Annotated in this window: 17 protein-coding genes and 1 pseudogene; 1 reads left to right on the top strand and 17 read right to left on the bottom strand. The window is 40.5% G+C overall.

Annotated elements, in window-relative coordinates:
• Position 1 precedes the first annotated feature (1 nt).
• Positions 2 to 142: a DUF3879 family protein gene (locus OCV77_RS16875; protein WP_465245906.1), complete on the top strand. Its 141-nt coding sequence runs from the start codon at positions 2 to 4 to the stop codon at positions 140 to 142.
• Between the two features lie 303 nt (positions 143 to 445).
• Here the strand turns inward: OCV77_RS16875 and OCV77_RS02330 are convergent.
• The 17 genes and pseudogenes from OCV77_RS02330 to mreD all read right to left on the bottom strand — a co-directional run.
• A pseudogene (locus tag OCV77_RS02330) lies at positions 446 to 535 on the bottom strand (DUF6061 family protein); the annotation flags it as partial.
• A 521-nt stretch (positions 536 to 1,056) separates the two neighbouring features.
• A complete protein-coding gene (locus OCV77_RS02325; protein ID WP_262573002.1) occupies positions 1,057 to 1,683 on the bottom strand; it encodes a cytidylate kinase-like family protein in 627 nt (208 codons plus the stop codon).
• Between the two features lie 84 nt (positions 1,684 to 1,767).
• A complete protein-coding gene (locus OCV77_RS02320) occupies positions 1,768 to 2,688 on the bottom strand; it encodes an RluA family pseudouridine synthase (RefSeq protein WP_118797004.1) in 921 nt (306 codons plus the stop codon).
• Positions 2,689 to 2,692: 4 nt separating this feature from the next.
• Positions 2,693 to 3,232 (bottom strand): signal peptidase II, encoded by a 540-nt coding sequence (gene lspA, locus OCV77_RS02315; RefSeq protein ID WP_118797005.1) that lies wholly within the window; start codon positions 3,230 to 3,232, stop codon positions 2,693 to 2,695.
• A complete protein-coding gene (gene aroB, locus OCV77_RS02310; RefSeq protein WP_262572999.1) occupies positions 3,229 to 4,341 on the bottom strand; it encodes a 3-dehydroquinate synthase in 1,113 nt (370 codons plus the stop codon). Before aroB ends, lspA begins: the two co-directional genes overlap by 4 nt.
• A gap of 61 nt (positions 4,342 to 4,402) precedes the next feature.
• Positions 4,403 to 4,915: a cell division protein SepF gene (locus OCV77_RS02305; protein WP_118797007.1), complete on the bottom strand. Its 513-nt coding sequence runs from the start codon at positions 4,913 to 4,915 to the stop codon at positions 4,403 to 4,405.
• Positions 4,916 to 4,930: 15 nt separating this feature from the next.
• Positions 4,931 to 5,623, bottom strand: coding sequence for a YggS family pyridoxal phosphate-dependent enzyme (locus tag OCV77_RS02300; RefSeq protein ID WP_262572996.1), 693 nt, complete (start codon positions 5,621 to 5,623; stop codon positions 4,931 to 4,933).
• Positions 5,624 to 5,635: 12 nt separating this feature from the next.
• Positions 5,636 to 7,027, bottom strand: a complete 1,392-nt coding sequence (locus OCV77_RS02295; RefSeq protein ID WP_118797009.1) for a biotin/lipoyl attachment domain-containing protein — start codon at positions 7,025 to 7,027, stop codon at positions 5,636 to 5,638.
• A gap of 84 nt (positions 7,028 to 7,111) precedes the next feature.
• Positions 7,112 to 7,531, bottom strand: a complete 420-nt coding sequence (locus OCV77_RS02290; protein ID WP_118797010.1) for a twitching motility protein PilT — start codon at positions 7,529 to 7,531, stop codon at positions 7,112 to 7,114.
• A gap of 101 nt (positions 7,532 to 7,632) precedes the next feature.
• The gene (locus tag OCV77_RS02285; protein WP_262572994.1) at positions 7,633 to 8,634 is read right to left on the bottom strand and encodes a D-alanyl-D-alanine carboxypeptidase family protein; all 1,002 of its coding nucleotides are present in this window, start codon (positions 8,632 to 8,634) and stop codon (positions 7,633 to 7,635) included.
• Positions 8,618 to 9,013, bottom strand: a complete 396-nt coding sequence (mgsA, locus tag OCV77_RS02280; RefSeq protein ID WP_118797011.1) for a methylglyoxal synthase — start codon at positions 9,011 to 9,013, stop codon at positions 8,618 to 8,620. Before mgsA ends, OCV77_RS02285 begins: the two co-directional genes overlap by 17 nt.
• A 47-nt stretch (positions 9,014 to 9,060) precedes the next feature.
• Positions 9,061 to 10,176 carry an FtsW/RodA/SpoVE family cell cycle protein gene (locus OCV77_RS02275; RefSeq protein ID WP_262572991.1) on the bottom strand — a complete coding sequence of 372 codons (1,116 nt, stop codon included), beginning with the start codon at positions 10,174 to 10,176 and terminating at the stop codon, positions 9,061 to 9,063.
• Between the two features lie 24 nt (positions 10,177 to 10,200).
• A complete protein-coding gene (gene minE / locus OCV77_RS02270) occupies positions 10,201 to 10,470 on the bottom strand; it encodes a cell division topological specificity factor MinE (protein WP_118797013.1) in 270 nt (89 codons plus the stop codon).
• A gap of 12 nt (positions 10,471 to 10,482) precedes the next feature.
• Positions 10,483 to 11,274 (bottom strand): septum site-determining protein MinD, encoded by a 792-nt coding sequence (gene minD, locus OCV77_RS02265; RefSeq protein ID WP_118797014.1) that lies wholly within the window; start codon positions 11,272 to 11,274, stop codon positions 10,483 to 10,485.
• 56 nt (positions 11,275 to 11,330) lie between these two features.
• Entirely contained in the window at positions 11,331 to 12,011 is a 681-nt protein-coding gene (locus OCV77_RS02260) for a septum site-determining protein MinC (protein WP_118797015.1), read from the bottom strand.
• A 22-nt stretch (positions 12,012 to 12,033) separates the two neighbouring features.
• The gene (locus OCV77_RS02255; RefSeq protein WP_262572988.1) at positions 12,034 to 14,898 is read right to left on the bottom strand and encodes a penicillin-binding transpeptidase domain-containing protein; all 2,865 of its coding nucleotides are present in this window, start codon (positions 14,896 to 14,898) and stop codon (positions 12,034 to 12,036) included.
• Positions 14,891 to 15,409: a rod shape-determining protein MreD gene (gene mreD / locus OCV77_RS02250; RefSeq protein WP_118797017.1), complete on the bottom strand. Its 519-nt coding sequence runs from the start codon at positions 15,407 to 15,409 to the stop codon at positions 14,891 to 14,893. The genes OCV77_RS02255 and mreD overlap by 8 nt, the downstream gene beginning before the upstream one ends.
• Positions 15,410 to 15,412: the final 3 nt, after the last annotated feature.

Here is a 15,412-nt window from a genome sequence, read left to right as displayed (position 1 = left end):
CATTTCGACTAATCCAAATTGGAAACCGGGACAAAAGTTTGATACAAGTATTCTTGATAATGTCAAAAGAGAATCAGTGGAATCTACTCTTGTCAAAAATGGTAATAGGTTAGTTCACAATTCTATTGATGTATCAGTATAAAATTAGGAGCTTTAGATAAATATCACAAGGGAAAAAGTTTTCAAAAACTTCTGGTAACTCTTTGAAATACGTATCATATCAATAGATACGATAATATAAATTATTTTTGTATTTGTTGATAACAGGTTTATATCGGAAAAATTGTAAATTTATTTTCTATGCAAATTTCATTTTTGTAGGGCTGGCATTAGACCAGCCCTTGATTTCATTATAATTGATAAAAAGATATTGAATATATGCACGGTAAAATGACTATTCTCAATAACGATGTTGAAAAAAGTAACTTTAGTGCTGTTGAAAAAATCACCATAGTTCTAATGAATCTTCTGCATCAACCCATATCTGCATTGTTCCATCAAGATATAATTTTGCATATTCCAGCGGTTTATCAATAGTAGCCGAAACCTGCAAGAGGTACAGATTGAGGATTATTGCCTGACACGTGAGGAAATAGATCAGATCATTGACAGCTTATCGGAAAACATAACTTATGCTAAAACGATTGATGTAGCAATTCTTGACCAGTCTGTTAGAATATTGGAAGTTAGTGAAAATAACTAAAAAACACACTAAGGCGCCATAGGAAAAACTGTGCAACATTCACGAAAAAGAAAAAACCGCTTTACATGGTGAGTATCAGGTGTTATCATCATTTCAAGAAGTCTGTCACTGTTCGTTAAACTTGTGTTTTGCGAATAGTTTTCTGTATCTTTCAGGCTTCTTTTCTTCGACCAGATTTCCTTTGTTTTTCTTTCTTTTCCAGTTTCTTTTTCCTTTTTCTTTTTTCCCTTTTTCCGTGTTTCTTTTTTTCTTTGTGGCAGACAGAAAAAACCTGTTGACTTCATGTACCCGTGCACCGAAAAAGCCATACCGATTTCTGACAGTATGGCTTTGATATCTTTTATATACTTCATTTACTGATTCTTAGCTTCAAAGTCTTCAACATACTGGACAAGGAGCTTTACTGTTCCTTCTACACCAAGAACACTGCTGTTAATGCAGAGATCATAGCTGTCAGCACGTCCCCATTTCTTGGAGGAATAATAATTATAATAGCTCTGTCTCTGTTTATCCTTTTTAATGCACATATCCTTTGCTTTAGCAGCATCTACATTATATTTACCCATAATTCGTTTGGTTTTGGTTTCTTCATCACCATAAATAAAAATGTGGACACAATTCTTCAGATCATTTAATGCATAATCAGCACACCGTCCGACAATAACGCAAGGGCCTTCACTTGCAATTTTTTTAATAGCATCAAACTGCGCCAGGAATACCTTATGACTGATAGGCATATCTACGAAATGGGATGCATTATAACCAAAGGAATACGTATCCATAACCAGATTATAAAGAAATGAGCTGGTTGGTCTTTCATCATGATTTTCCAGCATTTCTTCACAAAAACCACTTTCCTTTGCTGCTCGGCTCAATAACTCCTTATCATAACATTTAATTCCAAAATACGCTGCAACCTTTTCACCGATCTCGCGGCCGGCAGAACCAAACTGCCTTCCGATTGTAATAACTGTATTCATACGGAACCCTCCTTTTTTTTCACTGTCAGTGTTATTTCTATTATATCAAAAAAACGAAAAAAATCCAGTTTATTGTCTGAAAGATCATGCAAGGATTGTGAGCAAATGCTCAAAATATCCAGGAAGTGATGCATCTGTTTCAATATACTTTCCTGTGGAAGGATGTGAAAATCCAAGGATTTTTGCATGCAGACACTGTCCCTGTAGTTTATACTGTTTTGAAGGTGTTCCATAGATTTCGTCTCCGAGAAGGGGGTGTCCAATACTTGCCATATGTACACGGATCTGATGGGTCCGGCCGGTTTCCAGTATACATTCCACGTAGGTATATTTCTCGAACTGCTGCAGTACCCTATAGTGAGTAATGGCATCCTTTCCACCCTCTCTCACAACAGCCATTTTCTTACGATCTGTGGGGTGACGTCCAATTCTTGTATGGATCGTTCCCTCGATTTCCGGCAGTCTGCCGCACACAATGGCATGATACTTTCTTATAATACTGTGTTCTTTTAACTGCTCGGCAATGGAAGCATGGGCGGCATCATTTTTGCAGGCAATGATACTGCCTGTGGTATCCTTATCAATACGGTGTACGATTCCTGGACGTAAAACACCGTTAATACCGCTTAAATTATGGCAATGGTATAAAAGTGCATTGACCAGTGTACCACTGTAATGTCCGGGAGCCGGATGTACAACCATACCTTTGGGTTTATTGACTACGATAACATCCTCATCTTCATAAAGAACCTCCAAAGGAATATTCTCCGGAAGGATATCCGGTGTGATCAGGGGTGGCAGCAATACTCTTACTGCATCTTCAGTTTTGATCCGGTAATTCGCCTTTACCGGCTGTCCTCCTACAGTCACATGTGATTCCTTTAAAAGCTTTTGCAGATAAGAACGGGAAAGAGAGTCCATAAGCATCGTCAGATACTTATCGACTCTCTCCCCTTCTGATTCTTCTGAAACAATAAATTCATATTCCTTTAATTCTTCCGCCATATGTTTATTTAAGTTCCCTGAATTTTTTCTGATTAAAGCTTAAAAAGTTAAAATCATTGTCCTTATATACAAACAGAACCTGAATGATCAGTATCACTGTGGCAAATGTTACATACATATCTGCCACATTGAAAATCGGGAAATTAATGAGGACAATATAAATAAAATCTACAACATAATCAAATCTGAGCCGGTCGATCATATTACCAATGGCGCCGGCGGCAATCATGGTCAGCAGGATATGCAGCTTTCTGTATTTTCTGTCATCCGGGGTACGGAGCAATACAAATATGATAACGCTTAAAAAGATCACTGCAATAAATACGAAAAAGATTTTCTGATTCTGAAGCATACCAAATGCAGCACCTCTGTTTTCCAGATAGTTAAATTCCAGTACGCCATCAATGATATTAAACGCTGCCTGATTTTTCAGTTTGATCACAGCCAGGTATTTTGTATAATAATCGATCAGAACAAGTACGACAAGCATGACCAGATCCATACATAACAGTTTTATTTTCTCTTTGTTCAATGTTTTCTTCATTCTGCTGAATTCTCATCCTCCACATAAAGAATTTCTTTTACGGCATTCAAAATATCGTCATCTGTAACATTTCTGTCAATGACAGCTTTTCCAACCTTCTTAAGAAGTACAAATTTTATACTTCCGTTTTCTGCCTTTTTATCTGATTTTGTCAGAGTGAGAATTTCCGCAGGATCAATATCTTCTATCGTGATGGGAAGGTTAAATGGCACAAACATGTCACGGATTTCATAATATTCCTCCATGGAAAGCCATTCATGCTTCCAGGAGATATAAGCAGCCGCCACACAGCCAAGAGCAACACATTCTCCATGTGTCATATTAAAATTCTTTGCTTTCTCAATGGCATGACCGATCGTATGTCCAAAATTTAAAAGAGCCCTGTCTCCTTTTTCAGTAGGATCCTTCTCCACTACAAGCTTTTTGATCAGGCAGCTCTTTTGTACCATTTCCAGCATGGTTTCAGGATTTCTTTCATGGATCTCATACATTTTGTCAAGAAGCCATTCATAAAAATTGCTGTCCTTGATCAGTCCATGCTTCATCACCTCTGCAAACCCACCATAAAACTGTCTGTCGTCCAGTGTGCCAAGCACAGAAACATTCATATAAACCAGCTTCGGCATATAAAATGCACCAACCATATTCTTATAGCCTTCAAAATCAACACCTGTTTTTCCACCAATGCTGGAATCACACTGTGCCAGCAGTGTTGTGGGAATCTGGATAAAATCCACCCCCCTCAGATAGGTTGCTGCTGCATATCCTGTGATATCACCGGTCACACCACCGCCAAGTGCGATCAGCAGATCTTTGCGGTTAAACTTCTCTTCAATCAGAAAACGGTAAATATCTCTGACAGTATCCAGTGTTTTATTTTCTTCTCCTGCTGGAAAAGCATACATAACTGCTTTCAGGCAGAATGGAGTAATCCTGTCTAAAAGCTCAGTACCATAAAGGGATTCTACATGGGAATCCGTAATGATGCATACCTTACGGTCTTTCGAATCCAGCTTCAGAAGTTCTTCAGGAAGATCTTCAAAGGAAGCAGTGAACAGAATATCGTAGCATGGTTTTTTGTCATAATTGATTGTCATTCGTTCAGACATCGTTATTCTCCTTTAGTAACAGTAGTAAAAAAGCTTCCCGGCATCACCAGGAAGCTTGCTTCTATAATCCATTATTGATCGGTGGTACATCAAAGGAACCTGATAAGATTTCCTGAAAATCACCGGAAATATCTACAATAGCCGGTGTTATGATGAATATATAATGAGATATCTTCTGCAGATTCCCACTGATTGCAAAACAGGATCCTGAAGTAAAATCAATGATACGCTGTGCAATATCTACATCAAGACCTTCCAGGTTCAAAACAACTGTCCGGTTTGCCAGTAGTGTTTCTGTAATCTCTCTCGCATCTTCAATGGATGTCGGCTTGATCACACATACCTCCATGCCATTACCAGTCTTCTTATTCTGGCGCATGGGTGTTACCTTTGGCGTCACCTTCTTTGGTGCAGGCTTCTCATCTTCTATTTCTGCATTACTTTCTTTTGTAATAGAAGGAAGCTTCTTTGGTTTGGACTCTACTGGTTCCTCATCATAATAGTCATCATCATAGTAATCATCATCGTCATCGTTCAGTTTCATCGCATTGAGGAATTTATCCATTACTCCCATTTTAAGCACCCCTTTTTATACTGCATAATGCCTTTCACCAAAGATGCCTGTACCAATACGTACATATGTAGCACCTTCTTCTATGGCAACAGCGTAGTCTCCTGTCATGCCCATTGACAAAACATTCATATTAACATTATCAATGTTTTTTGTTGCAATGTCAACAGATAATTGCTTTAAATCAGCAAAATATTGACGATTTTTTTCCTCATCCTCTACATATGGTGCTATTGTCATAAGACCACATATTTTTATCCCGTCAAGCAATGCAATCTTGCGGATCAATGGTTCAGCTTCCTCCATGCTTACACCGAACTTGGATTCTTCCCCTGCAACATTCACTTCAATCAGAATAGAAACGGTAACCTGTTTCTTCTGTGCTTCTTTGCTGATCTCCCTTGCAAGCTTAATGGAATCTACACTGTGGATCATGGTTACCTTATCAACGATATACTTCACCTTATTGGTCTGCAGATGTCCGATCATATGCCAGTGGATATCCTTTGGCATTACTTCGTATTTATCAACAAGCTCCTGTACCTTATTTTCTCCAAACTCACGGCAGCCTTCCTGATAAGCTTCCATCAGATCCGGAACCGGTTTGGTCTTACTGACAGCGATCAGTGTTACTTCCTTCTCATCCCGCCCTGCTTTCAGGCAGGATTTCTGTATTCTTTCATTTACATATTTCAGATTTTCTGCGATCATCCTTGACACTTCCTATTCATTAATAATTTCATTATCTTCTACTGCCATAGCATCCAGTGCGATATAATCATATACGCTGAGACCATACTGTGTATTGGACTTTACAATTGCGTATTCTTCGTTCTGGTATAAAATGTCGATCTGCTTGAAATCGGCATAACCCTTGTTGATATTATAAACGCCCATCAGGCTTCCCTTTTTACTGACAGCATACTTTTCTGTAGAATCAGGTTTGATCAGATAATCGCCGCTCCTTAAGGTGCTGTCATCCAGATAGTATTCTGTTTCTGTGGCATTATAGATCGTTGTTTCAACAAATTCAGTCGTTGCGGTACCTTCTTCTGTATAGCTTTCCCGCATGACCCCATCACGACCGTATTCACCGCCCTGGATCACGTATTCACTGGGAACAATGAAAAAGTCCTTCTGTATAATGGAAGAAACCGGGATCTTCAATCCTTTTTCATCTTCTGTGATCAGTTCGATCTCTATAAAACGGTCTGTGCAGAAGGTAACCATGGAATTGGTAAAGGTAAGGGATACAAAGGTATCTCCATCAGGATTGGTGTAGCTCTTTACCTCAGCCCAGGAAGTATCCTGATTTTTCAAAAATCTGATCTTTACATATTCAAGCTCAAGAAGCTCCTGTGCCTTTGCTTCATCCACCTGGATCACAATGGACCAGTCCTCATCCTCAGACAGCTTATATACAGGATCACCACGGGCGATAAGGTCATTACTGATGAGCTGTGTTTTTTCATAATCCTTGTTATCAAACAGATCTTTCGTAAAGTCTTCAAGCTTCAAAGCCTCATAACCATCTACAGAATAGATCACAACACCGGTATCAGGTGCATTACAGAAGGAAACAAGGCTTGTCGTTCCGGCATTGAGCTTATCAATATTTTTCAGAATATTGGCATTAGCCAGTTTCAGTACAGTCCCTTTAACGTCATATTTGAATTCATACACAGTTGAAAAGTTTGTTGCATCAAAACCAGAAACAAAACCAAGGATCTCTGATTTCAGTTCTGCCAGATCTTTATCAGACAGTGTTGTTTCTCCACTGTTTTCGGCAGAAACATAATCAGAAAGCTTACCAGATTCATCCAGTGTATAAACAAGATTTCCTACGCCGACACGTTCACCTTCTCTGGCATAGTAATTAATGTACCCCGCCTGGTCAGCTGTAATGATCTTTTCATTTCGCAAGGCGATTCCCTGATAAATATTATTGGCTGAGAGAGACCCCTCCTTTACTTCATAAGGGACTACATGCTTGGCTGTGAAGTATCCGAACACACAGATGATAATATAGATCAGGATAACAGCGAAAATGACCATTCCAATATTGATATTCAGAGGTTTTCTGTATTTTACCACATTGTTCCGGGATGCATTCAATGGTCAGACTCCAATCTTTTCCTTTTCAGAACAAGAACCCCAGATATTTTCCGGGGTTCCTGCTGTTACCTTTTCTACTGCTGATTATAATGAAACGATGATCTTTTCTTTCAGTGAAGCAGGAAGCTCCGCTTCGTCACGGGAAACACTAAGTACAAAATCAATTCCAAACTTTTCTCCAATAGCATCAAGCTTTTTGATGATAGGCTCGATCTCAGCTTCTTCTGCGCATGCAATCTTTAAGAAGCTGTCAAAATACATCTGCTGCAGATCATGATCCTGTGAAACAATACCGCAGACAAATCCGAGAAATTCCTCCGGACTGGTGATCAGATAAGAGGAAACGTCGATTAATCTGATCTTATTATTTAATTCATACATATGTTTGGTGCTTTTATCCAGATATACAATATTTCCAGATACAGACTGTACTTCACTATTTACTTTGTCAAGAAGCTGTTTTGTTTTGCCTTTTCCCTTTTTTCCTACAATTAACTGAACCATCGGTAAACCCTCCTGTAGTATGATTTGGTACTGCTTTTGACAGCACCTTCAAGAAATAACCCTGTTTTTATTATAAGATAGAAAGTGCCAAATGACAACCGTTATTTGTTAATTCCGGAAAGGAGGCTGCTCATCTCATCATACAGATCTTCCCTGCTTTCGGCTCTCATGATCACAGAAATGTAAGGATTTCCGGATGTATCTCTTGACACAAGCACAAGGCAGTGTCCGGCTGCATTAGTTGTTCCTGTCTTTCCTCCAAGTACTGTGATCCCGGAAGGTGCATCTGCATTTCCCTGCAGATAATAATTGGTACTGTTAACCGACAGATCCTTGGCGTTTCCGCTTTTGTCATAATATACTGTCTGATATTCTTTCATATGTATGATCTCATTGAACCGGTCATACTGAATCGCTGCATTGGTGATCAGATACATATCATATACCGTTGTATAATGGTCATTATCAGAAAGACCATGGGGATTTACAAAGTGAGAATTGGTTGCCCCGACCTCAAGTGCTTCCTGATTCATCATGTCGGCAAACGCTTCGACTGATCCGGCAATTCCTTCTGCAATCATAATGGCGGCATCATTGGCTGAATTGATCAGAAGTACATGAAGTGCCTGATCCAGGGTCATCTGATCCCCTTCCTTCAGCCCGCAGGTCTGCGCTCCGGATTCCAGATTCCTGACATTGGCAGATGCTGTCAGTGTGGTATCCATGGAACCATATTTTAATGCTACCAGTGCCGTCATGATCTTGGTCAAACTGGCCGGATACAGCTTTTCATATACGTTTTTGGCATATAAAGTATTTCTGCCATTTACATCGAACAATCCGGCACCATCGGCCTTGGAGGTATCTATGCCGGGAATAGATATATCTGAGGATACTACACAGAGATCAGAAGCAAACGGCTCTGCATTTAAATTTTTTTCTTCAATATTAACAAGACGCAGACTGCTGACATCTGAATTGACAGTATATGCCATATCATATCTGCTCTGTCCACAGCCTGTCAGTAAAAAAAGCATCATACAGGAGCAAAGAACTGATACGCTGCGCTTTATCTGCATTTTCTGCCTATTTGTAATTTTCACGCCACTCCATATCTCCTCTGTCCAGGGACTTGATCAAAAGCTCAGCGGTGGCAAGATTGGTTGCCAGTGGAATATTATATACATCACAGAATTTGACTACATTGTTTACATCCGGTTCATGATGCTTCTGTGTCAGCGGATCTCTCAGGAAAATAACAAGATCAAGCTGATTATGTTCAATCTGCGCACAGAGCTGCTGTTCCCCACCTAGGTGCCCTGCCAGATATTTATGTATCGTCAGATTGGTTACTTCCTCCACAAGACGTCCTGTTGTTCCTGTAGCATAGAGTTCATTTTTGCTCAATATGCCCCGATAGGCAATGCAGAAATTCTGCATCAGCTTCTTTTTGGCATCATGGGCAATTAATGCAATATTCATAAGTAATTTGCCCTTCCCTTCTCACAGATTTTCTCTTTTAGTATACACTATTTTTGTTTACATTGTAACCCCACATTTAAAACTAATCCAATTCCGATAAAGGAACTGATCAGCGATGTCAGACCATAACTGACAAACGGCAGAGGAAGACCGGTATTTGGCAGCAGATAAGTAACTACACCTATATTGATAAAGCTTTGGAAACCGATCAGGGCACCGATCCCGGTAGCAATCACCGCTCCTGCTGTATCTTTTGCTTTTCTTGCCACCGCAAAGCATTCAAGACTGATCAGGAGAAGCAGGATCACAACTGCGGAAGAACCAATAAACCCAAACTCCTCCCCAATGACCGCATAGATAAAATCTGTTTCCTGTTCAGAAATAAAGTTTGCATTTTTTACCGAACTGATCTGGTTTGTCTTATAGCCTTTTCCGGTAAGCTGTCCGGAGCCGATGGCCATTACCGAGTATTCCTGCTGATAGCCAAGGGTATTGGCATACTCTTCTTTGTTAAAGAAGGCAATGATACGATTGCCCTGATATGTAGTATCTCCGCTGAATATCTTCTGATCCGGCTGCAGAATGAGAAAGATCAGGATTACGGCAGCCGGAATGGCTACAGCCAGAACACCAGCTATCAGCTTCCAGCTGATTCCTGCCACAAACATGATGGATGCAAAAATAAGGCAGAACACAATGGTTGTAGAAAGATCTGGCTGTGAAACGATAAGAAATGCCAGAATACCGAATAAAACGACAGACAGCACAATATACTTTACTGTATTCAGTCTTTCCCTGTTCTTTCTCAGAAACTCGGCAAAGAACAGGATCATGAATATTTTGGCAATCTCGGACGGCTGGAACCGGAAACCACCGATATCCAGCCATCTCTGTGCACCGCCGCCTTCATCCCCGATGAAGATGACAAGAGCAAGCAATATTACATTTGCTGCATAAATGAGCCAGTAGAGCTTCAGTATGATCGAATAGTCAAACAGGGAAAGTGCGATCATGATAGCCACACCTGCCGCAAATCCGCCAATCTGTCTTGACTGCAGACTTTCCTGTGCACTTCCTACGGCAATGATCCCGATCATCGATATGGCAAGCACAAGAAATATCAGTTTGAAATTATAATTCCGTAATTTATACTGTCTCAGCATATAAGTAAATCCTTACCTCTTCTATCATTTGCTGTGAAGATCCAGAATCGGAATATTGGCATACAGTGTCGGCATTTTGCCATCATGCCCTTTTACTCCCGTTTTGCTGATCTGGATCTCCATGGATTTTGTATCTATCTGCATATATTTCGATATAACTTTTGCAATATCTGTTTTTATCATTTCCATCATTTCCGGTGAGCAGTTTACTCTGTCGGAGATCAGAAGAATCTTAAGCCTGTCTTTTGCAATTTCTCTGGATTTTTTCCGTGAAAAAAAATGTTTGAATCCCATATCAGCCACCTCCTAGTTCTTCCGAAATATTCCTGACACTCTGGTCCAGAAGGAAAAGCTTTTTTCAAATTCAAGAAAAGGCATTTCCTTTCCGGTTACCCTGTAGCATATGTTCTGATATGCTCTTCCTGCCAGTGTATTATTTCCAACCAGTGGTTCTCCCTGATTTGTGGCGATCACCACATTTTCATCATCTGGTACAATACCGATCAGTGGAACTGAAAGAATATCGATCACATCGGATGCACTCATCATTTCTCCGCGCTTTACCATATCCGGACGTAGTCTGTTGATCACCAGATCTATCTGTTTGAAGTCATTGGCCTCCAAAAGACCAATAATACGATCTGCATCGCGGATCGCAGATACCTCAGGTGTTGTTACCACAAGCGCCCTGTCAGCACCGGCAATGGCGTTCTTAAATCCCTGTTCAATCCCTGCCGGACAGTCCAGGATGATATAATCAAACTGCTCCCGGAGCTGATTGATCATACGGACCATCTGTTCCGGAGTTACTGCTGTTTTATCCTTTGTCTGGGCTGATGGCATCAGATAAAGACTTGGATGACGTTTGTCCTTGATCAATGCCTGCTTGATACGGCATTTATTTTCTACCACATCTACAAGGTTATAAACAATCCGGTTTTCCAGCCCCATGACTACATCCAGATTGCGCAGACCGATATCGGTATCGATCAGAACCACCCTTTTCCCCATTGCTGCAAGACCCGTTCCTACGTTTGCGGAAGTAGTGGTCTTTCCTACCCCGCCTTTCCCTGATGTGACGACAATTACTTCACTCATAGTTTATCCTCCTCAAACTGTTGTGAATCAATTTCGTCCCCTGAGGCATATCCTGTTTAAAGTGGCATGTCACTCAGTAATTCTTTGGTAAGGGAATCCATAACGATTTTTTTGTTTTTTACGTATGCGATTTTCGGCTGTACCTTTGGCTTAATGCCCCATTTTGATTTCTCTTTGGCATGATATTTGAAATCACCGATTTTTAATTTTTCCGGCGACATTTCAAGCGCTGCTACATAATGGCCATCACTGCCATTTCCTCCGGCATAGGCCTCTCCATATAGCCCGCCAAGAACGATAATATCCCGTGCGGATATAATGGCTGATCCGGGATAAACATCTCCTAGAATCACTATGCTGTATTCTGTTTCCAGTACTTCACCATTTTTTAATGTGCCTTTATAAAACTGGCCGGCACTGTTCCCATTTCCGTCTTCTGAAAAGTCTGTTTCAGAAATAGCTTTTATAAACATCCTGTCAGTATCTTCATCATCACTTACGAGACACAGGATATGAATATCAGAATTCTCTGATATGATATTTAAAAGGGTATTTTCTTCCTCTTCCGTCAGCTTCCGGCCCTTGATGGACAGAGCCATTTTTGCATCCTTGAAAAAATCTCTGGATTCCCGGAAACGTATTGCAGTTTCCTGCAGGATCTCTTCAAATGTGTCTGCTTCGGAAAGATGAAGCACAATACCATTTGGAAAACTTTTTATAATGACAGATTGTTTCAATGAATATAGCCGCCTTTCTGTTTTAGTCAGTCTGTGCTGTACTTGCTCCAAGCTCAGATGCTGTATCTGTGATCAGATCATCTTCATCTACCAGATCGAAATAATAACTGATCACATCCTTGGTCGTTCTTGCCGCATAATCAGAAGAATATCCATAAGCAATTCTGGTTGCTACTGCAATTTCAGGATTATCATATGGTGCATAACATACAAACAATGCATGGTTTGCCCTGTTTTTATTCTCTTCTGCGGTACCTGTCTTGCCCGCTACCTGAACCTTCAGATCAGAATAATAGGATTTTGCTTCCACTACCTGACGCATACCAGTATGAATGGCATTCCACTCACCACTGCTCAGTTCTACCTGATTACGCATCTGAGGCTCTTTTTCCATGAGAAGATTTCCACTTCTGTCAGTTACTTTATCGATCAGTGTCAGATCATAGCAGGTACCACTATTTGCTACTGTTGTAACATATCTTGCCAGACTGACCGTTGTATAGTTATTGGTACCCTGGCCAATGGCAGAACGGACAGCATCGGTATTTGATACCTGTGGTGCGTATTCTTCAATCTCTACACCGGAGGTTTCTGTAAGTCCATACATATCTGCATATTTCTGAAGCTTTTCAAGACCGGCTTCTGAAGAATAGACTCCATCCACCATACCAAGCCTGTATGCCATTTCATAAAAGAATACATTACAGGAATTTTTGATTGCTCCCGTCACATTCAACGCTCCATGGCTGCCTCTTCCGTAGATCCAGCAGCGGGGAGGTGGATCGATTTCATTAAACTGTCCATTACATACAAACGTCGTAGTTGTATTGATGATCCCTTCTTTGAAGCCGGCAGTTGCAGATACCATTTTAAAGGTGGAACCAGGTGCAGTTCTCTGCTGGGTTGCATAATTCAGCATCGGTGATGAAAGATCACTTCTCAACTGTGCAAAGTATTCTGCATCTACACCATTTGCCATCTTATTGTTGTCATATCCCGGGTAGGAAACCAGTGCAAGCACATCACCGGTATTGACATCCGTAATGACCATGGAGGCATTACAGGGATCCAGTGCAAGCTGAGCCGGTGTAATATCCAGGTTTTTGATCCGGTCCATCATAAAGGTATAGGAAGAAACAGCGCTGCTGATCAGTTTGTTCTGCTCTTCTTCTGAAATATCGATCAGGTTCTGCTCCAGCAGGATCATGCAGATCTGTCTGCCTGATATCACATCATCCTTGATCATATATTTGTAAATGCTCTTGGTAAAATCCAGGTTATTTTCCAGTTGTCCGAAAAGATAATCTACCAGTTTCCTATAAATTTCCTCCGTATCGGAATACTGGCTGTCAAGAGAAAGCTTCGTTACATCCACCCAGTTCTGTGCGATACAGTAATTCAGGTATTCATTCAGGCTGATCACCTCATCGGTTGTCCATGCAATATAAGTCTGATCTTCCGGATCCACCTTCTCCTTGTCGAGCACACCATTATTGTAAAGCATCCTGACAATATAGCTTTCGTAAACCTGATATTCCTTTTTCAAGTTTTCATAGGTTGTTTTCGTGTTAAAGAGTTCTTCCCTGAGAGTGGCAAATACATCTTCCTTTCTGGCAAGAAAGCTGTCATATACCGCCTTTTCATTTTCGGCTGCAGTTGTTTCTTCAAAATGAGAAAGATTAATAATATTGTTATTGATCAGTGCAAAATATACATCATAAATAGGAATCTTTATCTTACTGCTCGTAACATTTTCCGTATTGAATTCTTTAGTGTTGATAATATTGGAATACAGAATACCTGCAAGCTTCTCTTCCAGGATCTTGTAGCAGGCAATCTGCAGATCCTTATCAAGTGTCAGATAGATATCATTTCCGGCAGCCGGTTCCACATAGTTGCTTGTTTCAATTACTTTACCAACATTGTTGACAAATACCGTTTCACTTCCTTTTTTGCCCTGCAGCCAGGATTCCATGGATTTTTCAATGCCAAGCTTTCCAACCGTATCATTCAGGTCATAAGCATTGTTCTTAGTCTGAAGCTCCTTAAGTTCCTCCTGGTCTACTTTGCCGGTATAGCCGATGATCGGTGCAAAGTAAATGCTATCTACATATTTGCGTACAGTATCCTCTACAATGGAAACACCCTCCAGTTCATTACAGTTTTCCATGATCACTGCTACTGTTTCTTCGCTTACATCCGTTGCTACTGTGGTTGCAATATATTTCTGGTAGGAATTGGTATTCATATCATAGCGGATGGTCAGGATCTTCAGAACCTCCTCCTTGGTATAGCCATTACCGGGGATAAAGGTATCCTTAGTATCTTCAGAGGTATACTCTCCAATCCTGAAACGGCTCCAGCCGCACAGATATTCCACCACTTCTTCTGCTGTAGCAGTCCGTTCCTGCTCCTTCAGATCATCAATAGAAAGACAGCCATACACATCTGCCAGAAAACGCAGAAGCTGTGTATCCTCTACTGTAAATGCATATCTGCCATTATCATCCAGATCAATCTTAAAATCCCGTACAGTCGTGTCACCATTTTTTTCAAGCATCTGGATCAGCGTAGCAATCGTACTGTTCAGATTATAATTTTTCATCTTGCTGTTTTCATAGACATCTTCTATCGTCACAGAATGTGCCAGTTCATTGTACGCAAGAAGGTTCCCATTCCTGTCATAAATACAGCCACGGCTTCCGGAAATGGTTCTTTCCTTCATGATCTTTGTTTCAAAAGAATCAAGATATTCTTCTCCGTGTACTATCTGCAGATCAAAAATACGTTCAATGATAACCACCGCAATCAGAATCATTGCGATTGTCAGCACAAACGTACGGGATGTTATGGTATTGATCAAATTTTCCTTAAAATCCTCAAACAAATTTCCGCGCACTCCTTTGTTCTCTGCTTTCCAGCCTTTTATTGATCCAGAGGATCAGCGGATATAACAGCAGGGTTACCACGATGGTATAAACAGCCTCAGGCAGAATAATGTGAAGCAGGTAATATCCGAAATGAAATTTTCCTCTCATAAGGAAAAACAGAAGATAGCAAAGCAATCCATATGCCAGATCACTGCATAGGATCAGGGCAAGGGGAAGCTTGATATCCTCCGGATAAAAAATCCTGTTGAATTTGCCATTTAAATAACCAATATACATATAGATCAATGCATACAGTCCAATAAAGCTTCCAAAGAAAATATCTGCCAGAAGTCCGCAGAAAAAACCAAATAAAAGACCTGATTTTTCTCCACGCATAAATCCAAAGGAAGCAGTCAGGACAATCATAAGATTTGGCACAATCCCTCCAAAAGAGATTGCCGGAAAAACTGTGCTCTGCAGTACAAAGCAGAATATTGTCAGAAAAAATGAAACCAGAAATCTAAGCATGGA

It is taken from the genome of Suilimivivens aceti (genome assembly GCF_025567405.1).
Lineage (GTDB): Bacteria > Bacillota > Clostridia > Lachnospirales > Lachnospiraceae > Suilimivivens > Suilimivivens aceti.
This window is presented reverse-complemented; position numbering and strand designations above follow the sequence as displayed.